The sequence below is a fragment of the Streptomyces sp. NBC_00259 genome (assembly GCF_036181745.1).
Taxonomy (GTDB): Bacteria; Actinomycetota; Actinomycetes; order Streptomycetales; family Streptomycetaceae; genus Streptomyces; species Streptomyces pratisoli.
In genome coordinates this window covers 2,682,296-2,702,890 of the sequence record NZ_CP108080.1, presented here as the reverse complement: position 1 = coordinate 2,702,890, position 20,595 = coordinate 2,682,296, and the positions used below count along the sequence as shown (strand labels likewise).

Here is a 20,595-nt window from a genome sequence, read left to right as displayed (position 1 = left end):
TTGCTTCACCTCCGTGGCACGATGTGGAGGTTCGGTGAAGCGAACCGATAATCGCAGGCAGGTGCGATTCTCGCAGCGCTTTTTTCGCCTGACACCTCGGGTGTTGTGCACTCGTTATGCCTGCGCCCCACTCGTCCCGTCTGTCCCGTCTGCCTGATCGGCGCGCAGGAGGGTCCATACGCTTCAAAAAGCAGCCAAAATTGGGCATTCTTCGCATGTGGTGACCATGGAAGTACGGCCTCAGCTGATCGACGCACTCTCCGCCCTGCGCGACCGAGTCGCTGCCGTGCGTCTTCCACTCCCCCTTCCAGGTGCTCCGCGGGCGCGGCAGACACGGGCCGAGCTTCTCGCGCAGCTCGACGACTATCTGGTGCCCCGGCTGAAAGACCCCGAAGCACCGCTGCTCGCGGTCGTCGGAGGGTCCACGGGAGCCGGCAAGTCCACGCTGGTCAACTCTCTTGTGGGGCGACGGGTGACCGAGGCCGGGGTGCTGCGGCCCACGACGCGTACGCCTGTGCTCGTATGCCACCCGGACGATCACCAGTGGTTCGCCGACATGCGCGTACTGCCGAACTTCACCCGCGTATGGCTGCCGCAGCAGGAGGAGACCGAGGCGACGTCGTCGCCTGTCGGGGCACGAGGGAAGCCCGAGGAACGTGCGCTGCGGATCGAGACCTCCGCGTCGCTGCCGCCCGGACTCGCCCTGCTCGACGCGCCCGACATCGACTCCCTCGTCGTCGAGAACCGGATCATGGCCGCCGAGCTGATCTGCGCCGCCGACGTGTGGGTGATGGTCACCACCGCCTCGCGGTACGCGGACGCCGTCCCCTGGCACCTGCTGCGCACGGCGAAGGAGTACGACGCCACGCTCGTGACCGTGCTCGACCGGGTGCCGCACCAGGTGCTCACGGAGGTGTCCCGGCAGTACGCGGCGCTGCTGACCAAGGCCGGCCTCGGACACGTACCGCGCTTCACGATCCCGGAGCTGCCCGAGTCCGCGGGCGGTGGCAGGGGGCTGCTGCCGGACACCGCCGTCGCCGCGCTCCGCGAATGGCTCGCCCACCGCGCCCTGGACCCCGCCGCGCGCCAGCAGACCGTCGTCCGTACCGCCGCCGGCGTCATCGACTCCCTGAATGCCCGTATGCCGGAGCTGGCGGGTGCCGTCGCCGCGCAGTACGCCGCCGCCGTACGGCTCTCCGGTGCCGTCGAGGAGGCGTACGCGCAGGAGGCCGAGCGGGTGCGCAAGCTGGTTCGCCGGGGCGCGGTCCTCGCCGGGGACGCACGCACCCGCTGGCGCGGCTATCCGCGCGACAGCTCGGCCGTGGAGCTCCTCGACGCGCTCGCGGAGAGCCTGACCGCCCTGCTGCAGTGCGCCGTGGCCGCCGCCGACGAGCGGCTCCAGGAAGCGTGGCGGCGCGAACCGGCCGCCGGGGCGGCCGGCGTCGGGAACGCGCGAGCCGACCTGGAGGCCCCCGAGCGCATCGGGATGGCCGTGCGGCGCTGGCGGCGCGTCCTCGAGGAGCTGGCCGAGGAGGAGGTGCGGGACCTGGAACGCTCCGCCGCGCCCGACCCCGAGACCGTCGCCGCGCTGCTCGCCACCACGCTGCTCGGCGGCCGGCGGGCCCGGGTCGCGGGGGAGCGGCTGGCGGAGCGGATGGGGGCGCAGGGCGCGTTGCGGCTCCGCGACAAGGGCGGGGAGCTGGTGATGACGTACATCGAACGCGTACTGAACGAGGAGCGCGACCGGCGGCTCGCCCCGCTCGACGCTCTCGAGCTGTGCCCGGAGCCGCAGGCCGAGCTGATCGCCGCGCTGTCCGTACTGCAGAAGGAGAGGTGACCGCGGTGACTGCTGTCACTGGGGAGACCGAGGGCCGTCGCTCGGGGCCCGGCCCCGAGGCGGGGACGGAGGACGGGCCCGCGGCCGGAACGGTCGCGGGCCCCGACGGTCCCGACGCCCGTCCGGACGCCCGTCCCGACATCGGCCCCGAGGGGGCGCGCGGGGAGGACGCGGAGGGCACGCGCGTCGCCGGGCCGGCCGGGGGGCAGGAGTCCCAGGCACCGGACGAGCAGGGCGAGCAGCCCGCTCTCGCCGAGGGCGGTGACGGAGCCGACGGCAGCGACGGCGCTCATCGCGACGGTGATGGTGACGCCGACGCCGACGGGGAACGGTGGGACGACGGTCTCATCGCCCGCCGCGCCGTCGACCCTTCCGCCCTCGCCGGGGACGACGGGTCCCTCGTCGGCGACGAGGGGCACGTCCCCATCGGCGGCCCCTACGCCGCCCCGCTGCGCACCCGCCTGGACTCGCTCCGCGAGCTCGTCGGCCTGTCCCGTGCCCGGCTCGACGAGAAGGCCCTCGCCGAAGCGGGCCGGGTGCTCGACGAAGCGGCGGCACGGCAGCAGCTGTCGGCGCGGCACACCGTCGTCGCCATCGCGGGCGCGACCGGCAGCGGCAAGTCGACGCTGTTCAACGCCCTGGCCGGGGTGCCGATTTCGGAGACGGGGCTGCGCCGTCCGACCACCTCCGCGCCGATCTCCCTCACCTGGTCGGAAGGGGCCGCCGGGCTGCTCGACCGGCTCGCCATCCCGCCCCGGCTGCGCCGCAGGCCCCTCGCGGGCGGAAGCGGTGACGAGGCGCTGCAGGGGCTCGTCCTGGTGGATCTGCCCGACCACGACTCGGCGATGACCGTGCACCGGGAACAGGTGGACCGGGTCCTGGCGCTCGTCGACGCGGTCGTGTGGGTCGTCGATCCGGAGAAGTACGCGGACGCCGCCCTCCACGAGCGCTATCTGCGTCCGCTCGCCGGGCACGCCGAAGTCACCTTCGTCGTCCTCAACCAGATCGACCGGCTGCCCGGCGAGGCCGCCGACCAGGTGCTCGACGATCTGCGCCGCCTCCTCGACGAGGACGGCATCGCCGTCGGCGAGCACGGTGATCCCGGCGCCACGGTCCTCGCCCTTTCCGCGCTGACCGGCGAGGGCGTCGGTGACCTGCGCGAACTGATCGGTCGGCTCGTCCAGGAGAAGAGCGCCGCGGCCCGGCGGATCTCCGCCGACATCGACGCGGCCGCGGAACGACTGCGGCCCGTGTACGTCGCCGACGGGCGCCCGGGGCTCGGCGAGCGCGCCCGCGACGACTTCACGGCCCGGCTGGCGAACGCGGTCGGGGCCACGGCGGTCGGCGAGGAGGCCGAACGCCAGTGGCGCAGGAACGCCGGGCGCGCCTGCGGGACGCCGTGGCTGCGGCTGTGGCGCTGGTACGAGCGCGTCCGCACCCCCGGCGGCGGGCTGCCGCAGCCCCCGGAGCCCGCGGAGGAGGAGCTGACGGCGCGGCAGCGGGTCGAACAGGCGGTACGCACCGTCGCGGACGACGCGGCCCACGGGCTGCCGGTGCCGTGGGCACAGGCCGTGCGCGAGGCGGCGGTGCGCGGGTCGAAGGGGCTGCCCGAGGAGCTCGACGAGCTCGCCGTCACGCTGGGCACGCCGAACGAACGCCCGCCGCGGCCCGCGTGGTGGCCGGCCGCGGTGCTGGCGCAGGCCGCCATGACGCTGCTGCAGATCTTCGGAGGGCTGTGGCTGCTGGGCCAGATCATCGGGGTCCTGGAGCCGGGACTGGTGCCGCCGGTGCTGGTGATGCTCGGCGGGATCATCGGCGGGCCGCTGGTGGAGTGGGCGTGCGCGACCGCCGCGAAGGGGCCCGCACGGCGGTACGGGCAGGACGCGGAGCGGCGCCTGCGGGAGGCCGCCGCGGCCTGCGGGCGGGCGAAGGTCCTGGATCCGATCGCGGCGGAGCTGCTGCGGTACCAGGAGGTGCGGGAGCAGTACGTGACGGTGTCTCTCAAACGCTGAGGCGTCGTGAGGCGTCGTGAGGCGTCGTGAGGCGTCGTGAGGCGACCTGAGGCGTCCTGAGAGGTGTCGGGGCTCTCGGAGGCTTTCTCACGGGCCCTGAGGAGGTTCCTCCGCTTTCCACGGGCTCTGAGGAGATCCCTCAGGCCCTGAGACGTCCTTCAGGCCCTGAGACGTCCTTCAGGCCCTGAGACGTCCTTCAGGCCCTGAGACGTCCTTCAGGCCCTGAGAGGTCCTTCTGACGCTGGGACACGGCGGCCCCGTCACCCGGGAGGGTGGCGGGGTTTTCCACAGCTGCTCCGGTTTCCACAGGCGTGAGCGGGAATCCGCCGGCCGGTCGAGCATGAGATCCGTCAGCGCAACGGCCGGACCGGCCGGAAGCAGGAAAGCGGGAGGGGATCGTCATGAACGAGACGATGGTGACGCTGGTGGGCAATGTCGCGACCGCCGTGGAGTACCGGGAGTCGGCGACCGGGGGATGGGCGCGGTTCCGGTTCGCCGTGACCGCGCGCCACTGGGACCGGCAGCGGGAGCTGTGGGCCGACGGGCCGACGAGCTTCTACACGGTGTGGGCCCGGCGGACGCTGGGCGTGAATCTCGCGGCCTCGGTGGCCGTCGGCGAACCGCTTGTGGTGCACGGCCGGTTGAAGGTGCGGGAGGAGGAGAAGGAGGGGCAGCGCCGGACGTCCGTCGACGTCGACGCGGTCGCCGTCGGACACGACATGACCCGAGGGACATCGGCATTCCGGCGAACGATGAAAGGCGAACCACATCTGACGGGCCGTCCTGCCGATCCATCCGGGTTCGCGAGCCCCTTCGACTCGCCCGAATTCCCCGTGCGTACGGGGCCGTCGAGCCCGGACGGCGGCCCGCCGGGACCGCCAGGCTCGAACGGGCAGGACCACGCGGCCGGCCGGGGGCCGGCCGGCGGTCCGGGCGCCGTAGCTGCCGAAGCCGGGACTCCCGCGGCCGTGCCCTGACCGCACTGACCTGCGGTTGTGGAGATTTGTCGATAGTCAATCGGGGGGATGTGCAGTCGGCGATAACGATTCTGATTCGGAATGGTTATCTGACGGCATGACGGGAGATCGGGTCGCATCGCGTCCCTAGGATTTCTCAGTACTCACGGGGCACTTGAGTCTGCTGGCGAGGCACTCCCCCCACGCACCCCAAGCGAAAGGGCCTCGCCCGGAGGGGAATTCTGTGTTTTCTGCGTTCTCTGTACGTGGGCGGGGAGCCGCCCGGCGCGCCGCGGTGGCCCTGGTGTCCGGTCTGTTCGCGACGGGTGCCTTGGCCGGCGCGGGACCTGCCGCCGCCGAGGAGACTCCCCAGCACCAGGCTGGCGCCTCCGCCACGCTGGACGGCCTGACCACGTTCGACCGCGCCGTGCTGCGCGACGGCGGGCAGGAGCACGAGCTGCCCGCCGGGCTGTTCGAGATGACCGTCGACGGCGGTGGCAGGCTCAAGACGTACTGCATCGACATCCACAACCCCACCCAGGAGCAGGCGAAGTACCTCGAGACCCCCTGGGACCAGACCTCGCTCGGTGCGAACAAGGACGCCGGCCGGATCCGCTGGATTCTGCAGCACTCCTACCCCCAGGTCGACGACCTCATGGGGCTGGCCGAGCGGGCCGGGACGGGTGCGCTCACCGAGCGGACCGCCGCGGCCGGCACCCAGGTCGCGATCTGGCGCTATTCGGACGGTGCCGATGTCGAGGCGATCGACCCCGCGGCCGAGAAGCTCGCCGACTGGCTGGAGAAGAAGGCGAAGAACGTGGCGGAGCCCCGGGCCTCGCTGAGCCTGGAGCCCAGCGCGGTCTCCGGGAAGGCGGGCGGGCGGCTCGGACCGGTCACGGTCCGCACCGACGCCGACCGCGTCGCCGTCACCCCGCCCGCCGATTCCGCCGCCAGCGGTGTCACGGTGACGGACGAGGCCGGCAAGCGCGTCACGACCGCGGCCGACGGCAGCCGGCTCTACTTCGGCATACCGTCCGGCACCCCTGACGGCACCGCGGCGCTGAGCGTGCAGGCCACCACCAACGTGCCCGTCGGGCGGGCGTTCGCCGGGGTGACCAAGAGCCAGACCCAGATCCTCGCCGGGTCCAGCCAGTCCACGGTCTCCTCGACGGCGACCGCCACGTGGGCCAAGGCCGGTCCGATCCCCGCGCTCACCGCGGAGAAGAACTGCGCCACGGGCAGCGTCGACATCACCGCCACCAACAAGGGCGACGAGGCGTTCACCTTCAGCCTGATGGGCTTCAAGCACTCGGTAGCCCCCGGTGAGTCCCGTACCGTCACCGTCCCGGTCCCCGAGGACCAGGCGTACGACTTCACGATCACCGGGCCCGGCGGGTTCTCGAAGAACTTCAAGGGCGTGCTGGACTGCAAGACCACCGGCAGCACAGGACCGGCCCCGGCCGAGCCGGCTCCCCAGCCCAGCGCAGCCTCGGCGGGCGGCACCTTCGGCGGTGACGAGAACCTCGCCGCGACCGGCGCGTCCAATGTCACCCCGATCATCGCCGGCACGGCGATCGGCCTCGTCGTCATCGGCGGCGCCGCCATCCTCTTCGTCCGCAGGAAGAAGGCTCCCTCCACCGAGGAGTGAGCGACGGAACGACCAGCCTCCGCCGGGCTCGGCCACAGCCGGCGGGGGCTCCATCCTGCCTTCCGGAGCGCGCCCGTCGGCGGCCGACGGCGACGACCGGTGACAGATCCACTACAGGGAGGCCGGGGAACCGGCAGCTCAGGAGGCCCGCCAGATACGGGTTTCGTTCCAGGGGTGGCGGTCAGGCAAGATGGGGTGTATCTGCCCACTCACTGATTGCCGGACGGTTTCTCTTGGCTGAGTACATCTACACCATGCGCAAGACGCGCAAGGCGCACGGCGACAAGGTGATCCTTGACGACGTCACGCTGAGCTTCCTGCCCGGTGCGAAGATCGGTGTGGTCGGCCCGAACGGCGCCGGTAAGTCCACCGTGCTGAAGATCATGGCCGGTCTTGAGCAGCCGTCCAACGGTGACGCCTTCCTCTCGCCCGGGTACAGCGTCGGCATGCTCCTCCAGGAGCCCCCGCTCGACGAGTCCAAGACCGTCCTGCAGAACGTCCAGGACGGCGCCGCCGAGATCATGGGGAAGCTCCACCGCTTCAACGAGGTCGCCGAGCTGATGGCGACCGACTACTCCGACGCGCTGATGGAGGAGATGGGCAAGCTCCAGGAGGACCTCGACCACGCGAACGCCTGGGACCTGGACACGCAGCTGGAGCAGGCCATGGACGCGCTGGGCTGCCCGCCCGGCGACTGGCCGGTCACCAACCTCTCCGGTGGTGAGCGCCGCCGTGTCGCCCTGTGCAAGCTGCTGCTCGAAGCCCCCGATCTGCTGCTGCTCGACGAGCCCACCAACCACCTGGACGCCGAGTCGGTGCAGTGGCTGGAGCAGCACCTCGCCAAGTACCCCGGCACCGTCGTCGCCGTGACCCACGACCGGTACTTCCTCGACAACGTCGCCCAGTGGATCCTGGAGCTCGACCGCGGCCGCGCCCACCCGTACGAGGGCAACTACTCCACGTACCTGGAGAACAAGTCGTCCCGCCTCAAGGTCGAGGGCCAGAAGGACGCCAAGCGCCAGAAGCGGCTCAAGGAAGAGCTCGAGTGGGTCCGCTCCAACGCCAAGGGACGCCAGGCCAAGTCCAAGGCCCGTCTGGCGCGCTACGAGGAGATGGCGGCCGAGGCCGACAAGATGCGGAAGCTGGACTTCGAGGAGATCCAGATCCCGCCGGGCCCGCGTCTGGGCAGCGTCGTCGTCGAGGTCGAGAACCTGAACAAGGCCTTCGGCGACAAGGTCCTCATCGACGACCTCTCCTTCACCCTGCCCCGCAACGGCATCGTCGGCATCATCGGCCCGAACGGCGCCGGCAAGACCACGCTGTTCAAGATGCTCCAGGGTCTGGAGAAGCCCGACTCCGGCAACATCAAGATCGGCGAGACCGTCAGGATCTCGTACGTCGACCAGAGCCGCGAGAACATCGACCCCAAGAAGACGCTGTGGGCCGTCGTCTCCGACGAGCTGGACTACATCAACGTCGGCCAGGTCGAGATGCCGTCGCGTGCCTATGTGTCGGCGTTCGGCTTCAAGGGCCCGGACCAGCAGAAGCCGGCCGGGGTCCTCTCCGGCGGTGAGCGCAACCGCCTCAACCTGGCGCTCACCCTGAAGCAGGGCGGCAACCTGCTGCTCCTCGACGAGCCGACCAACGACCTCGACGTCGAGACGCTCTCCTCGCTGGAGAACGCCCTGCTCGACTTCCCGGGCTGCGCCGTGGTCGTCTCCCACGACCGCTGGTTCCTGGACCGGGTCGCGACGCACATCCTGGCGTACGAGGGCGAATCGAAGTGGTTCTGGTTCGAGGGCAACTTCGAGTCGTACGAGAAGAACAAGGTGGAGCGGCTCGGCGCGGACGCCGCACGTCCGCACCGCGCCACCTACAAGAAGCTCACCCGGGGCTGATCTCTTGGCACGTCACATCTACCGTTGCCCCCTGCGCTGGTCGGACATGGATGCCTTCGGGCACGTCAACAACGTGGTCTTCCTCCGTTATCTGGAGGAGGCCCGCATCGACTTCATGTTCCGGCTGGCGCCGGGGGACGGCTCGCCGTCGTTCTCCGGCGGGTCCGTCGTGGCCCGCCACGAGATCGACTACGTACGCCCGCTGGTGCACCGGCACGAGCCGGTGACCGTCGAGTCCTGGGTGACGAAGATCGGCGCTGCGTCGCTGACGATCGCGTACGAGATCAAGGATCCGGACCAGGTGTACGTCCGGGCCTCGACCGTCGTCGTCCCCTACGACCTGGCGGCGGCGCGTCCGCGCCGGATCAGTGCCGAGGAGAAGTCCTTCCTCCAGGAGTACCTGGACGACGCGGTGAAGGACGCGCTCGCGGCATGACTGCGCCCGTGCAGGCCCTGTGGTTGGCCGACGCGAGGGAGGCGGCGGATCTCGCCGCCTTCCTCGGTCGGCTGATCCACTACGACCGGGCCGCCGCGGTCCGGTTGCAGGCGGGCGGGGGCGCGCTCGCCGTGTTCGGCCGTCCGCCGTCGTTCGAGGTCCTCGCGATCCGTACGGCGCGGCTGGCGCAGCCGGTGGAGCTGGATGTCACCGTCTCGGCGGGTGAGCTGCTGGAGTCCGTCGAGGGCACGGCGCTCGCCGTGCCCGCCGCCGTCACGGGCCCGCCGTGGGCGGGTGTGCTGCCGCCCCGAGGAGGCTGGCGGGAGCTGCCGGGGCTGCCCGGAGTCGTACAGATGCGAGGCGCGGTGGCCGCCGCGGTCGCCGAATTCCGCGCCCGTGACGAGGTGTTGCCCGCGGAGCGGCGCACCCGGGCCGAGCGCGACAGGATCGGGCGGGAGATCTGGTCCCGGACCCTCGGCGACACGGAACTGCCGCTGCGGGCCGTGCACGCCGCCCAGTCGCTGGGCTTTCTGCGCCCGACCCCCGATGACGTCACCGGTGCGGCGCTGCTCGCCTCGGGCGGCTGGCTCCGGTTGCGGACGCCGTTCGGCTCGATCGCGATACGCAGGGCCGGGCTCGGCGCGTTGACCGTCACCCCGGCCTGAGGCCGACCGCGGACGACCGCATCCGACGCCGAGGAGCGGCAGATGGCACAGACGACGTACGACGTGATCGTCCTGGGACTCGGCGGTATGGGCAGCGCCGCCGCGCACCATCTCGCGGAGCGCGGTGCCCGTGTCCTCGGCCTGGAGAAGTTCGGCCCGGCGCACAACAAGGGCTCCAGCCACGGCGGTTCCCGCATCACCCGCCAGTCGTACTTCGAGGACCCGGCCTATGTGCCGTTGCTGCTGCGCGCGTACGAGCTGTACGAGCGGCTGGAGCGCGACAGCGGTCAGGACATCGCCACCCTCTGCGGCGGCCTCATGGTCGGCCGCCCGGAGTCCCTTCCCGTCGCCGGGGCCCTGCGCTCGGCCCGCCAGTGGGACCTGCCGCACGAGCTGCTCGACGCGCGCGAACTCCGGCGCCGCTTCCCGACGTTCGCCCCGCAGGACGACGAGGTCGCCCTGTACGAGGCCAAGGCGGGGCTGCTGCGGCCGGAGAGCACCGTGTCCGCCCAGCTCCGGCTCGCCGCCCGTGGCGGGGCCGAGCTGCGCTTCGAGGAGCCGGTGACCCGCTGGGAGGCGTACGGCGACGGCGTACGGGTGCACACCGCCACCGGCGTGTACACGGCAGGACAGCTCGTCGTCTGCCCCGGAGCGTGGGCGCCCGAGCTGCTCGCCGGTCTCGGGGTGCCGATCACGATCGAGCGCCAGGTCATGTACTGGTTCCAGCCCACCGGCGGTACCGGCCCCTACACCGCCGACCGGCATCCCATCTACGTCTGGGAGGACGAGGCGGGCGTCCACTTCTACGGCTTCCCCGCCATCGACGGCCCCGAAGGGGGCGCCAAGGTCGCCTTCTTCCGCAAGGGCACGGTCTGCACACCGGAGACCATCGACCGCACGGTCCACGACGACGAGATCCGGGCCATGGCGGACCAGGTCGCTCCCCGTCTCCCCGGTCTTCCCGGCACCTTCCTCAGGGCCGCCACCTGCATGTACTCCAACACGCCCGACGAGCACTTCGTGATCGCCCGGCACCCCGCGCACCCGGAGTCCGTGACCGTCGCCTGCGGATTCTCCGGCCACGGCTTCAAGTTCGTCACCGTGGTGGGCGAGATCCTCGCCGATCTCGCGCTGACCGGCGGCACCGCCCACCCCATCGACCTGTTCGCTCCAGGCAGGCCGCTGTGACGTGCAACGCACCCGGGCGCTCGCGCTGCTGACGCGTTGGGGCGGGGTGGCCGCCCGGTGGCCCGCGCCGTGGGCCGGCCGGTCAGCCCGCCGTGTTCAGCATGGATGCGGCCGCGTACGTGAGGTAGTTCCAGAGCTGCCGCTCGTGCTCCTCCGAGAGTCCCAGTTCGTCGACGGCGACCCGCATGTGCTTCAGCCAGGCGTCGTGCGCGGCCTTGTCGACGGTGAACGGCGCGTGGCGCATCCGGAGCCGGGGGTGGCCGCGGTTCTCGCTGTAGATGCGGGGGCCGCCCCAGTACTGCATCAGGAAGAGCCTCAGGCGCTCCTCGGCCGGGCCCAGGTCCTCCTCGGGGTACATCGGGCGCAGCAGGGGGTCCTCGGCGACGCCTTCGTAGAAACGTCGCACCAGACGGCGGAAGGTCTCCTCGCCGCCGACCTGCTCGTAGAAGGTCTGCTCCTGAAGTGTGCCCCGCGGAATCTCGTTCACCGGTCCATGGTCTCAGACGGACCGGACGAGGACCTGGGCCCTAGGACTTCGGCCGGACCCCGGCGAAAAGCACCCGCCGGGTCCTCGCCTCCCGCGCGGGGGCGCAGGAAAGTGGAGGTATGGGTGCAGACCAGGACGCGCGCATGCGGGATCCCTTCGCGGGTCCCGCTGCCGAAGTACGCGCGGCGCTGCTGCGCCGGATCACCGCTACCGGGGCGCTGGAGGATCCGGCCTGGCGGGCGGCCTTCGCCGAGGTGCCCCGCCATCTGTTCGTGCCGTACTACTACGTGTCGACCTTCGCCGGGTACGAGCGGCTGTGGTCCGGCGACTCCGATCCGGACCGGCGGGAGCGCTGGCTGAGGGGCGCCTACGCCGACGGGCCGCTCGCCACCCGGGTACGCGACGGTGAACTGGTCTCCTCCAGCAGTCAGCCGTCCCTGATGGCCCGGATGCTGGACGCGCTGGAGGTGCGGGACGGGCACAGCGTGCTGGAGATCGGCGCCGGCACCGGCTACAACGCGGCCCTGCTGGCACACCGCCTCGGCGACTCGCACGTGACCACCGTCGATCTCGATCCGGAGATCACCGAGTCCGCGCGAAGCCATCTCCAGGCGGCCGGGTACCACCCCACCGTGATCACCGGCGACGGCGCCCGCGGCTGTCCCGGGCGCGCCCCCTTCGACCGGGTCATCGCGACCTGCGCCCTGCCGTCCGTACCGCAGTCATGGCTGCCGCAGTGCCGGCCCGGCGGGCTGGTCCTCGCCCCGCTCGCCAACGGTCTCATCCTGCTGCGGGTGCGTGACGCGGACCATGCGGAGGGTCATTTCCTGCACACCCCCGCGTTCTTCGTCCCCCTGCGCGGAGGCGGGCCCGTGCGGACGGCGATACCGCATGTCGGCGGGCTGCCGCGGCGCGTGGCCGGGAGCGAGTTGTTCCGCTTCCTGCTCACGCTGACCGCGGGGAGCCTGGATCCGCACGAAGCGCTCTCGCTCTGGCAGCGTGAGCAGCGGCCGGAACGGGAGCGCTTCGGTGCCACGGTCAGCGGCGGCCGCCAGTGGGCCTGGCTGGACGATCCCGAAGGGCCGTACGCCTGGCCCCTCGACGTGCCCGGCGATGCCGGGCGGTGACCGTCGGCGGCGGACGACGAGTGCCGGCCGCCGTCGACGGTGATCGTCAGCCGCGACGGATGGTGATCGTCGTCCAGGCGCCCACATGCACCCGGTCGCCGTCCATCAGCGGGACGGGGACGTAGGGCTGGATCGGGTCCTCCCCGCCGTTCACCGTCGTGCCGTTCGTGGAGTTCTGGTCGACCACGGCCCAGGAGCCGTCCGGCTGCTGGACCAGGACCGCGTGCTGGTGCGAGACGCCCGGGTCCTCCGGCGGAACCGACAGGTCGATGTCGGGCGACTCTCCGGTGGAGTGCCGGCGACGCCCGATGGTGACCTGGTTGCCGGAGAGCTGGAGCTGCTGCTCCGGGGAGTACGCGGGCAGGTTCAGCCCGGCCGCCTCGGGGCCGCTGCGCTGCATCATCGCCATGAAGTACTCGCGGTCGGGCGCGATGACCGCCGTCCAGCCGGCGGGGGGCTGGTACGGCGCCTGCGGCTGCGGCGGCGTGGGCCGCTGCGGGGACTGCTGCTGCGAGGGTGGCGGCAGCATCCAGTCGTCCCCGCCTCCCTGCGACTGCGGGGGCTGTTGCTGCCGCTGCGACGGTGCCGGCACGGCCTGTGGGAATCCGGGCGGCGCCGGCGGCCCGGGCGGGAATCCCTGCTGCTGCGCGGGCGGACCGGGCCGGCTGAACTCCGGCGGGCCGGACGGACCGGGCTGGCCGGGCTGCCCGTGCTGCTGCGGGAACTCCGGCGGGCCGGGCGGGCCCGGCTGCGGGAACGCGGGCGGTGCCGGCGGGCCGGGCTGCGGAGGACGCGGCGCGGACGCTTCGCCGGTCAGCGGCTCGGCGGGCCGGTTCATCTGCGAGGGCCGTGAGCCCTGGTACTCGTACGGGTCCGGCGGGCGCGGAGGCTGCTGGGCCTGGAATCCGGGCGGCAGATTCAGCCCGGGCACCTGGCCGCCGGGACCTCCGGGGCCCGGTCGTCCGGGCGGGGCGAGGGGGGTGTACGACGTCGCCGTGTTGGTGAGGAAGTTCCAGCGGCACTCTTCGCAGAACGGCGCCATCGGCTCGCGCGGCGTACGGCACTGCGGGCACAGCTCCGCCTGGGCCGTGGCGTCGGGGCCGCCCGGGCCCGGGTGGCCGTATCCGGGCGGCGGGGGAGGAGGCGGCGGAACCGCGCCCGCCGGAGCCCCCGCCCCGGCCATGCGATGGCCGCAGACCTCGCACCAGTCGTCGGAACCCGACTGGTGTCCGTTCGGGCAGGTCGGCATGTCGGCGCTTCCCCCTCTCCTTCGTCCGGCCGGCGAGCCGGACACGTTGTGCTTTCCTGACTGCTTGTGACCGCCGCGTGACTTACTTCTTCACGCGAACTGTCTTGGTGGAGCGCGTTTCGAGCGTCATCTCGTCCGCTTCCGCGACCCTTGCCTTCAGCCGCACAGTACCTGTCGCCGCATCGACGACGTCCACCACCTTCGCCAGCAGCTTCGCAGTGTCCTCGTTTCCGGAGGCCGCCGCCAGTTGCACGGCCCGGCCCAGTTTCGCCGTGGCGCCGTCGAAATCTCCCGACTTGCGGGCATCGAGCCCCTGTTGGATGACGTGCGCCAGTTCGGCCTGACCCGTGTAGTGGGCGACCTGGGGGTTGATGGACGTCGACGCCGCCATGTCATCCGTCCACACCGCCCGGACCAGACCCTGGGAGAGCGTCTGCGGGGTGCCGCCCGCCGGGTCGGGAAGGACCAGCGAGACCCGGGCCGCCAGCATCTCCTGGCCGATGGCTGCCTGGGGCACCTGCACGCTCACGTGGTAGTCACGGGACTCGTCGCCCCATGAACCGGTCGGATAGTCCCCGGCGCGCGGGCTCGCCTCCGTGCGCCGGCCGGTCAGTTCCTCGACCGTCGGCGCCACCTGCTTCACGAACGTGATTTCCACGCCGACGGGCGTCCACAGCCGCAACGCGACATCCGCGATCTCCTTGCCCATCGCGTTCTCCATCATCCGCGTGAAGTCCGCGGCGAGGCCGGACGGATCGGCGACGATGTCGGCCGTGCCCAGGAGCGCGGAGGCGATGCCCGTGACCTCCTTGACCTCCCAGTCGGTGCCCACACCGCGGGCGTCGCAGGTGAAACGGCCCGCGCACGCGTCGAGGGCGGCCCGCAGATCCTCCGGCGACTCGTGCTCGTTACGGCCGTCGGTGAGCAGAATGCCGTGCCGGATGGTGACGTCGGCGGAGCCCAGCAGCCGGTCGGCCAGGCGCAGCCAGGTGCCGATCGCGGTGCCGCCGCCCGCGCTCAGCCGGCGCAGCGCCTCCTTGGCCTGCCCCCGCGTCGAGGGATCGGCGGTCGCCAGCCGGCCACCGCCCGGATAGACCTCCGCGGCCACATGCGTACCCGCGATCACCGCGAAGGCCGTGCCGTCGCGCAGGGTGTCGATGGCGGCGGCCGTGGCATCGCGCGCGTTGCGCATCTTCGTCGGCGGATAGTCCATCGAGCCCGAGCAGTCGACCATGATCACTACAGCGGCGTCCGTGCGCTGCCCCGGTATCGACGAAGGGGAGGAGGCGGTTCCGGAGGTAGGGGCGCGACCGTTGGTGCCTCCGCCGGTGGAGGTGACGGTGACGATCGCGTTCACTTCGCGCCCGCCTTCCGGCAGGAACTCGTTCTGGTACACCTCGACGGAGAACTGCGGCACGTTCGACTTCGAGAAATTGGCCATCTGGACTGGCTCCTTGAGGCTCCGCTTGACAGGCAGACGTGAGGAAAAGGGTGCCGAACGGACGCGCAGGACTGGAGGCGAGGCCTTCTTCAGGCCGATCCTGCCCCTTGCCGCGGCACGGCGAACGGGAGCACGGCCACTGTTACGTTGTCGTGGCCGCCGCCGTCGAGCGCATGACCGACCAGGACCTGCGCCCCGTGCAGCGGCCGTCCGGCCGCGTCCTGCGGCAGGACCTGCGCCATGTCCTCCGGCGCCTCCGCGTAGTTCCACAGGCCGTCCGTGCAGACCACGACCACACCGGGCCGGTCCGGTTTGAAGGACGCGGTGTGCGGCTCCAGTTCGTACGCGTCGGCGCCGAGCCAGCCGGTGATGGCGTGGGCCCGCTCGTCCGCGTAGGCCTCGGCCTCGCTCATCAGGCCCGCGGCGACCATCTGCGCGGCCCATGAGTCGTCCTCGGTGAGCCGGGCGGGCGGGCCGCTGCGGTCGTCGGGGACCCAGTACGCCCGGCTGTCGCCGACCCAGCCCACCACCAGCAGACCGGCCGCCACGATCGCACCCACCAGCGTGCACGCCGGGGCGTTCTGATGCCGGTGCGGATCGTGCTCCATGGCCTGGCCCGGCTCGGCCGCCAGCGAGTTGACCGCGGAGGCCGCGGCGAGGATCGCCTCGTGCATCGCCTGCTGCGGATGCGTACCGCTGGGCAGCGCCGCCAGGAGCGCCTCGTTGGCCGAACTCGCCGCGGCCGAGGAGGCGTCGTCGGGACGGGTGGCCGAGGACACGCCGTCACAGACGATGGCGATGACCGCCGGGGAGCCGTCGGGCAGCGCCGTCGACGACACGGCGAACGAGTCCTCGTTGCGGTGGTGCCGCAGGCCCCGGTCGCTGACCGCGGCGACCGAGCCCAGCTCCTGCTCCATGTGGTCGCGCTCGCGCGGCTGGGCGTGTCCGCAGTTCTCGCAGTAGCCGTCGGGGTCGACATGGCCCGCGCGACAGGCGACACAGAGCTTCGTGCCGGCCGGGGGTGTGGCGGCGTGCCCTCCCGCGTGCCCGGAGGCACGGGGGTCGGGCGCGGCCAGCTCGAAGTCCCCCGAGCCGACGGGTGCCGCCCGGCCCGGCACCGCGGCAGGGCCGGTCTGCGCGTCCGGACCGTCGAAGCGGACCGCGGTCGCGGGCAGTTCACGGCCGCCCGAGTCGGTGCCCGGCACCTCGCCGGGCCGCTGCGCCGGCGCCGGCAGGCCCGAGCCGCCCGCCTCGGGGGCCTCGGGCCAGTCGACCGGCCCGCCCATCGCGATCGTGGGGTGGTCCGTCGGCGGCGCTGGTACGGCGGACAGGTCGTACCCGCACGCACCGCAGAACAGGTCGCCGGACTCGAGCGGTTCCTTGCAACCGGGGCAGGCCGACAACTGGGGCATCTGTGGCGTCATTCGCTTTCACCTCGCCTTGACATGCCGGGCGCGCCTCGGTCCTTCCGCCGGAGGTCCGGGGCTTGGTCCCCGGGACAGCACAGCATCACACCCACGTCCGGGGGCGGTAGCGGTTGGCCCGCTCCACCAGTTCGATCCGTTCCTCACCGTGCCGGGCGAGGCGGGCGAGCACCCGGAACGAACGCTCAAGACCGAACCGCAGTCCGCGCTCGTCCAGTTCGCTGCCGAGCAGGGCAGTGCTCCCCGGCCGGGCCCCGGCACTGCCGGAGAGTACCCAGTCCAGGGCCGTACCCAGAACCTCCGTGGACAACCGCTCGCGGCGCACGGCGTCCAGGCCGAGCGCGTCCAGGGCGGTGACCTGGGCGGCCGCGGCCGTCAGATCGTCGATCAGCGGATCGTGCGCGGCGCGTCGGCGCAGCCGCGCACGGACCGCGGCGACCCGCGCGGCCGTGTAGTGGATGGACGCCTCCGGCACGGACTCCAGCGTACGCACGGCTTTGACGCGGTCGCCCGCGGCGAGCTGGACCCGGGCCAGGCCGAACGCGGCGCTCACATAGCTCGGGTCGGTGGCCCACACCAGGCGGTAGTACTCCGCGGCGTTGTCCAACTGGCCCAGTACCTCGGCGCACACGGCGAGCGCCAGCTTCGGGGCGGCCTCGCCCGGGAAGGCGTCGTAGATCGCGTCGAAGGACAGCGCGGCCGTCTCGTCGTCGCCGGTCGCGAGCGAGGCGATGCCGCGGTACCAGACGATCCGCCAGTCGTCGGGGTGACGCGCCTCCAGATCCGCCAGGGAGGTCGTCGCGGACGTGAGCTCGCCCATCTCCAGCCGGGCGCGCAGCTCACGCAGCCGCAGCTCCACGGAGCCGGCGGGGGCGCCGTGCAGCGCGGCGATCAGCTCGGCCGGCGCGGAGGCCAGCAGACCGGCGAGGAAGCCCGCGTTCGGGTCGTTCGGGTCGACCCGCGGCACCGGGAGCGCCAGTGCGGTCGCCCGCACGTCCAGCGCCGCGAGCCGCGGCTCCCCGCCCGGCGGCAGCTGCGGCGCCGTCAGCTCCCCGCGCGGCGAGGGCAGCGCGGCCGGCGTCTGCGCGTACGCGTACCCCGGCCACGCGCCGGAAGCGGCGCCGGGGGCCGACCCGTCGGTCCCGCCGAGGATTCCGGTCGCCGTGCCGGTGAGCGGGGCGCCGCCCGCCTGCCGGGCGGCACCGCCGCGGACGCGGCGCACGGGCCGGCGGGTGCCCAGGGCCGAGACCTCGCCCCGCAGTTCGGCGAAGAGCTCCGTGTCCGTGACGCGCAGCTCCGGGCCGAAGAGTGTCGACAGCGACGGGCGCGGGCGGCCGGACTGGAGGGCGACGACCTCTCTGAGGACGCCCGTCAGCTGGTCGGCCATCTCCTGCGCGGAGGCGAAGCGGCGCGCCGGGTCCGGGTCGGTCGCGCGGACGAGGAGCCGGTAGAACGACTCGTAGGTCCGGAACACCTCGATGTGGTCCGGGTCGGGCAGGGAGTCCACGAACACGTTCGTGTACCCCTGGAAGTCGAACGTCAGCACCGCCAGCGTGCGCGCCACCGTGTAGAGGTCGGAGGCGACCGAGGGGCCGACCTCCGCGACCTCCGGTGCCTGGTACCCGACGGTGCCGTAGATCGCCGACTCGTCGTCGTCCATCCTGCGCACCGCGCCCATGTCGATGAGCTTGAGCTGGTCCTCGGTCTGGATCGCGTTGTCGACCTTGAAGTCGCAGTACAGCAGATTCCGGCTGTGCAGATGCCCGAGCGCCTCCAGCGCCTCGATCCCGTACGCACAGGCCTGCTCGACCGGCAGCGGGTCCCGCTTGCCGTCGGGAGCGCGCCGTTCGTTGGCGATCTCCTTGAGGGCCTTGCCGCCCACGTACTCCATGACGATGTAGCCGTCCATGGAGCCGGTCCGCTGGTCGAGGTGCTCGACGAAGTTGTAGATGCGGACGATGTTGGAGTGCTCGATCTCCGCGAGGAAGCGGCGCTCCGAGATGGCCGCGGCCATCGCGTCCTGGTCACCCGTGTCGAGGAGGCCCTTGAGGACCACCCAGCGGTCGGACACCGCCCGGTCGATGGCGAGATAGATCCAGCCGAGGCCGCCGTGCGCCAGACAGCCGATCACCTCGTACTGCCCGTGGACGATGTCGCCCTCGCGCAGCTTCGGCACGAAGGAGTACGGGTGGCCGCACTTGGTGCAGAACCCCTCTGTACGCCCGGGCCGGTCGCCGCGGGCACGTCCCACGGGCGCTCCGCAGTCGCTGCGGCTGCAGAACCGCTTGCGCTCGGGGACCTCAGGGTTCGCCATGACCGCGGACCGGGGATCGGGGCGCGGCACGTCCGGGACGGTGACCAGGCCCGCGCCCAGCCGGTTCCGCCCCGACGAGGACGCCGACGCGCCCGAGCTGCGGACCGAGACCGAGCGGCTTGAACTGCGGCCGGACAGCGAACGGGACAGCCGCCCCGACACGGACCGCCGCGACGTCGAGGAACGCGACGACCGGGAGGACCGCGCGGACGAGCTGTTGCTTCCCTTGCCGCCCGCCGTCAGCCCGGTCGGCGGCGACGACAGCGCGCCGGTCGGCGACACGACGGGGGCGAGCCCGCAGGTGTCGCAGTACAGCTCGCCGCCGCCGACGTCCTCGTACGAGCCCTCACAGCCGGGCCGTTGACAGGTGCCCGCGCCGGGGGCGGCCGCCGCGGCCGGCTCCTTGCGCCCGGACTCGGGCGCCAGCCCGCAGGTGTCGCAGTACAGCTCGCCGCCGCCGACGTCCTCGTACGAGCCCTCACAGCCCGGGCGGCTGCACTTCGCCATGTCACTCATGATTCCCCCTGGTGACCAGTGCTGTCCCTGGGTCCCGACTGCCGGGGCACCAGGACCTCCCCCGCGGCCCGCTGGTAGCGCAGGACCGCCTGCTCGGCGGCGCGCAGATCACAGGGCGCGCTCCACAGCATCCGGCGGGCCGCGTCGTACCGCTCGATCAGCAGCGGGTCCTCCGCCATGCCGTGCCGGGCGACCTTCGCCTTGTACGCGTCGAGGCGCCCGCGCAGCTCCGCGCGGACCGCGAGCGGTGCCGTCACCGCCGTCAACGACTCACGCGCGCGCAGCAGTTCCTCCTCGGCCTCCCGCTCCAGGGACTCCAGCAGCGGCGAGAGCCGGTGCCACTGGGCGTGCCTGCGGTACTCGGCGGCCGTGGCGAGCCGCTCCTGCAGCACCGTCGGCGGGCCGCTGACCGCGGGCACCTCGGACGCGGCGATCTTCGCGAGCACTTCACCCCGCGCGGAACGTGCCTCGGTGAGAGTGCGGTCCGCGCGCGAGAGCACGTCGCGCAGCCGCAGCAGCCGCTCCTCCGAATCCTGGCGGACCGCGAGGACCGCCTCGATCTCACGGCGTACGTCCTCCAGAGCGCGCGCCGCCCGGTCGTAGCGGTCCGTGTCGGGACGGCCGCCTCCGGGCGCCGAACTGACCGGCGCGGGCGACCAGAACGCCAGCGGGTCGGAAACGACCTGCGCACGCAGCGTGGACAGCTCGTGGGTGATCGATTCCAGATCGTCGCCCGCCGGGTGCTCTCCCGGCCGCACACCCACCGAGTGGGCCAGCGAACGGGTGCGCTGCAGCTCCGCGGAGAGCAGATCGATCCGGGCGGGCAGTGCCGACCACACCGAGTCGGCGGCGACCACCAGGTCCAGCGAGCGTGCGTACAGCGTGTTCATCCTGCTGACCAGGCCCTCCAGCGTGAAACGCTCGGAGAGCCTGGCCGGGCCCGTCACGGACGGGGCCGGATGGGCGGCGGAGCCGGCGACGGTGACGCTGGGGCCGCGCAGCCGGTCGGTCAGCTCGACGAGGTCGTCCCGGTTGGGCCAGCGGCGCCGGGCGCGCAGCTCACGCGCCGAGCGCAACGCCGCCGCGTACGCGTCGAAGTAGCCCCACAGCAGGGTGATGGCCTGCTCGGTGGAGGCCCAGCGGTCCTTGGTGACACCCGTCAGCTCCGCGCCCTCCAGGAGCCTGCGGCCCGCGTGGTCCTGCAGGGCGAGGAGCGAGGTCTCGATCGCCTCGTGCTCCTCCCCGAGCCGCGCCAGCGCACGGTCCACCTCGTCCCGGTCCATTACCGGCCCGGGGGGTCCCGTGACGCCCATCGATCACCTCTCCGCTTGTGCTCTCCGATGTGCTGCCGGACCTCCCGGCAGGGTCGAACCCGGGGGACTCAGCATCCCAACCGG

General features: G+C 72.4%; 14 protein-coding genes and 1 pseudogene. 9 read left to right on the top strand and 6 right to left on the bottom strand.

What is annotated here, in order from left to right; all coding sequences use genetic code 11:
* The first annotated feature begins 226 nt into the window (after window positions 1-226).
* The 8 genes and pseudogenes from OG766_RS12095 to solA all read left to right on the top strand — a co-directional run bounded on the left by OG766_RS12095 (window position 227) and on the right by solA (window position 10,640).
* On the top strand, window positions 227-1,837 hold the full coding sequence (locus OG766_RS12095; RefSeq protein WP_266374142.1) for a dynamin family protein: 1,611 nt from the start codon (window positions 227-229) through the stop codon (window positions 1,835-1,837).
* On the top strand, window positions 1,834-3,849 hold the full coding sequence (locus OG766_RS12090) for a YfjP family GTPase (RefSeq protein ID WP_266374143.1): 2,016 nt from the start codon (window positions 1,834-1,836) through the stop codon (window positions 3,847-3,849). The genes OG766_RS12095 and OG766_RS12090 overlap by 4 nt, the downstream gene beginning before the upstream one ends.
* A 401-nt stretch (window positions 3,850-4,250) precedes the next feature.
* Window positions 4,251-4,634: pseudogene (locus tag OG766_RS12085) on the top strand (single-stranded DNA-binding protein); the annotation flags it as partial.
* A 415-nt stretch (window positions 4,635-5,049) separates the two neighbouring features.
* Complete coding sequence (locus OG766_RS12080) at window positions 5,050-6,453, top strand: Cys-Gln thioester bond-forming surface protein (RefSeq protein ID WP_328725280.1); 1,404 nt, start codon at window positions 5,050-5,052, stop codon at window positions 6,451-6,453.
* A gap of 233 nt (window positions 6,454-6,686) precedes the next feature.
* Window positions 6,687-8,351, top strand: coding sequence for an energy-dependent translational throttle protein EttA (gene ettA, locus OG766_RS12075; RefSeq protein ID WP_266374146.1), 1,665 nt, complete (start codon window positions 6,687-6,689; stop codon window positions 8,349-8,351).
* Window positions 8,352-8,355: 4 nt separating this feature from the next.
* On the top strand, window positions 8,356-8,787 hold the full coding sequence (locus OG766_RS12070; RefSeq protein WP_266374147.1) for an acyl-CoA thioesterase: 432 nt from the start codon (window positions 8,356-8,358) through the stop codon (window positions 8,785-8,787).
* A complete protein-coding gene (locus OG766_RS12065) occupies window positions 8,784-9,452 on the top strand; it encodes a hypothetical protein (RefSeq protein WP_266374148.1) in 669 nt (222 codons plus the stop codon). The genes OG766_RS12070 and OG766_RS12065 overlap by 4 nt, the downstream gene beginning before the upstream one ends.
* Before the next feature lie 42 nt (window positions 9,453-9,494).
* On the top strand, window positions 9,495-10,640 hold the full coding sequence (gene solA / locus OG766_RS12060; protein WP_266374149.1) for an N-methyl-L-tryptophan oxidase: 1,146 nt from the start codon (window positions 9,495-9,497) through the stop codon (window positions 10,638-10,640).
* Window positions 10,641-10,722: 82 nt separating this feature from the next.
* On the opposite strand, the gene OG766_RS12055 is transcribed toward solA, so the two are convergent.
* Window positions 10,723-11,127 (bottom strand): globin, encoded by a 405-nt coding sequence (locus OG766_RS12055; RefSeq protein WP_266374150.1) that lies wholly within the window; start codon window positions 11,125-11,127, stop codon window positions 10,723-10,725.
* A 119-nt stretch (window positions 11,128-11,246) separates the two neighbouring features.
* Here OG766_RS12055 and OG766_RS12050 point away from each other — a divergent pair, with 119 nt between their 5' ends.
* A complete protein-coding gene (locus tag OG766_RS12050; protein ID WP_266374151.1) occupies window positions 11,247-12,254 on the top strand; it encodes a methyltransferase domain-containing protein in 1,008 nt (335 codons plus the stop codon).
* Between the two features lie 46 nt (window positions 12,255-12,300).
* On the opposite strand, the gene OG766_RS12045 is transcribed toward OG766_RS12050, so the two are convergent.
* The 5 genes from OG766_RS12045 to OG766_RS12025 form a co-directional block, all read right to left on the bottom strand.
* Window positions 12,301-13,503, bottom strand: a complete 1,203-nt coding sequence (locus OG766_RS12045; protein WP_266374152.1) for an FHA domain-containing protein — start codon at window positions 13,501-13,503, stop codon at window positions 12,301-12,303.
* An 82-nt stretch (window positions 13,504-13,585) separates the two neighbouring features.
* Window positions 13,586-14,944: a vWA domain-containing protein gene (locus OG766_RS12040; RefSeq protein WP_266374153.1), complete on the bottom strand. Its 1,359-nt coding sequence runs from the start codon at window positions 14,942-14,944 to the stop codon at window positions 13,586-13,588.
* Window positions 14,945-15,033: 89 nt separating this feature from the next.
* Entirely contained in the window at window positions 15,034-16,368 is a 1,335-nt protein-coding gene (locus tag OG766_RS12035) for a PP2C family serine/threonine-protein phosphatase (RefSeq protein WP_266374154.1), read from the bottom strand.
* A gap of 85 nt (window positions 16,369-16,453) precedes the next feature.
* Entirely contained in the window at window positions 16,454-19,198 is a 2,745-nt protein-coding gene (locus OG766_RS12030; protein ID WP_266374156.1) for a serine/threonine-protein kinase, read from the bottom strand.
* Window positions 19,195-20,481, bottom strand: a complete 1,287-nt coding sequence (locus tag OG766_RS12025) for a hypothetical protein (RefSeq protein ID WP_266377981.1) — start codon at window positions 20,479-20,481, stop codon at window positions 19,195-19,197. The genes OG766_RS12030 and OG766_RS12025 overlap by 4 nt, the downstream gene beginning before the upstream one ends.
* Between the last annotated feature and the right edge of the window lie 114 nt (window positions 20,482-20,595).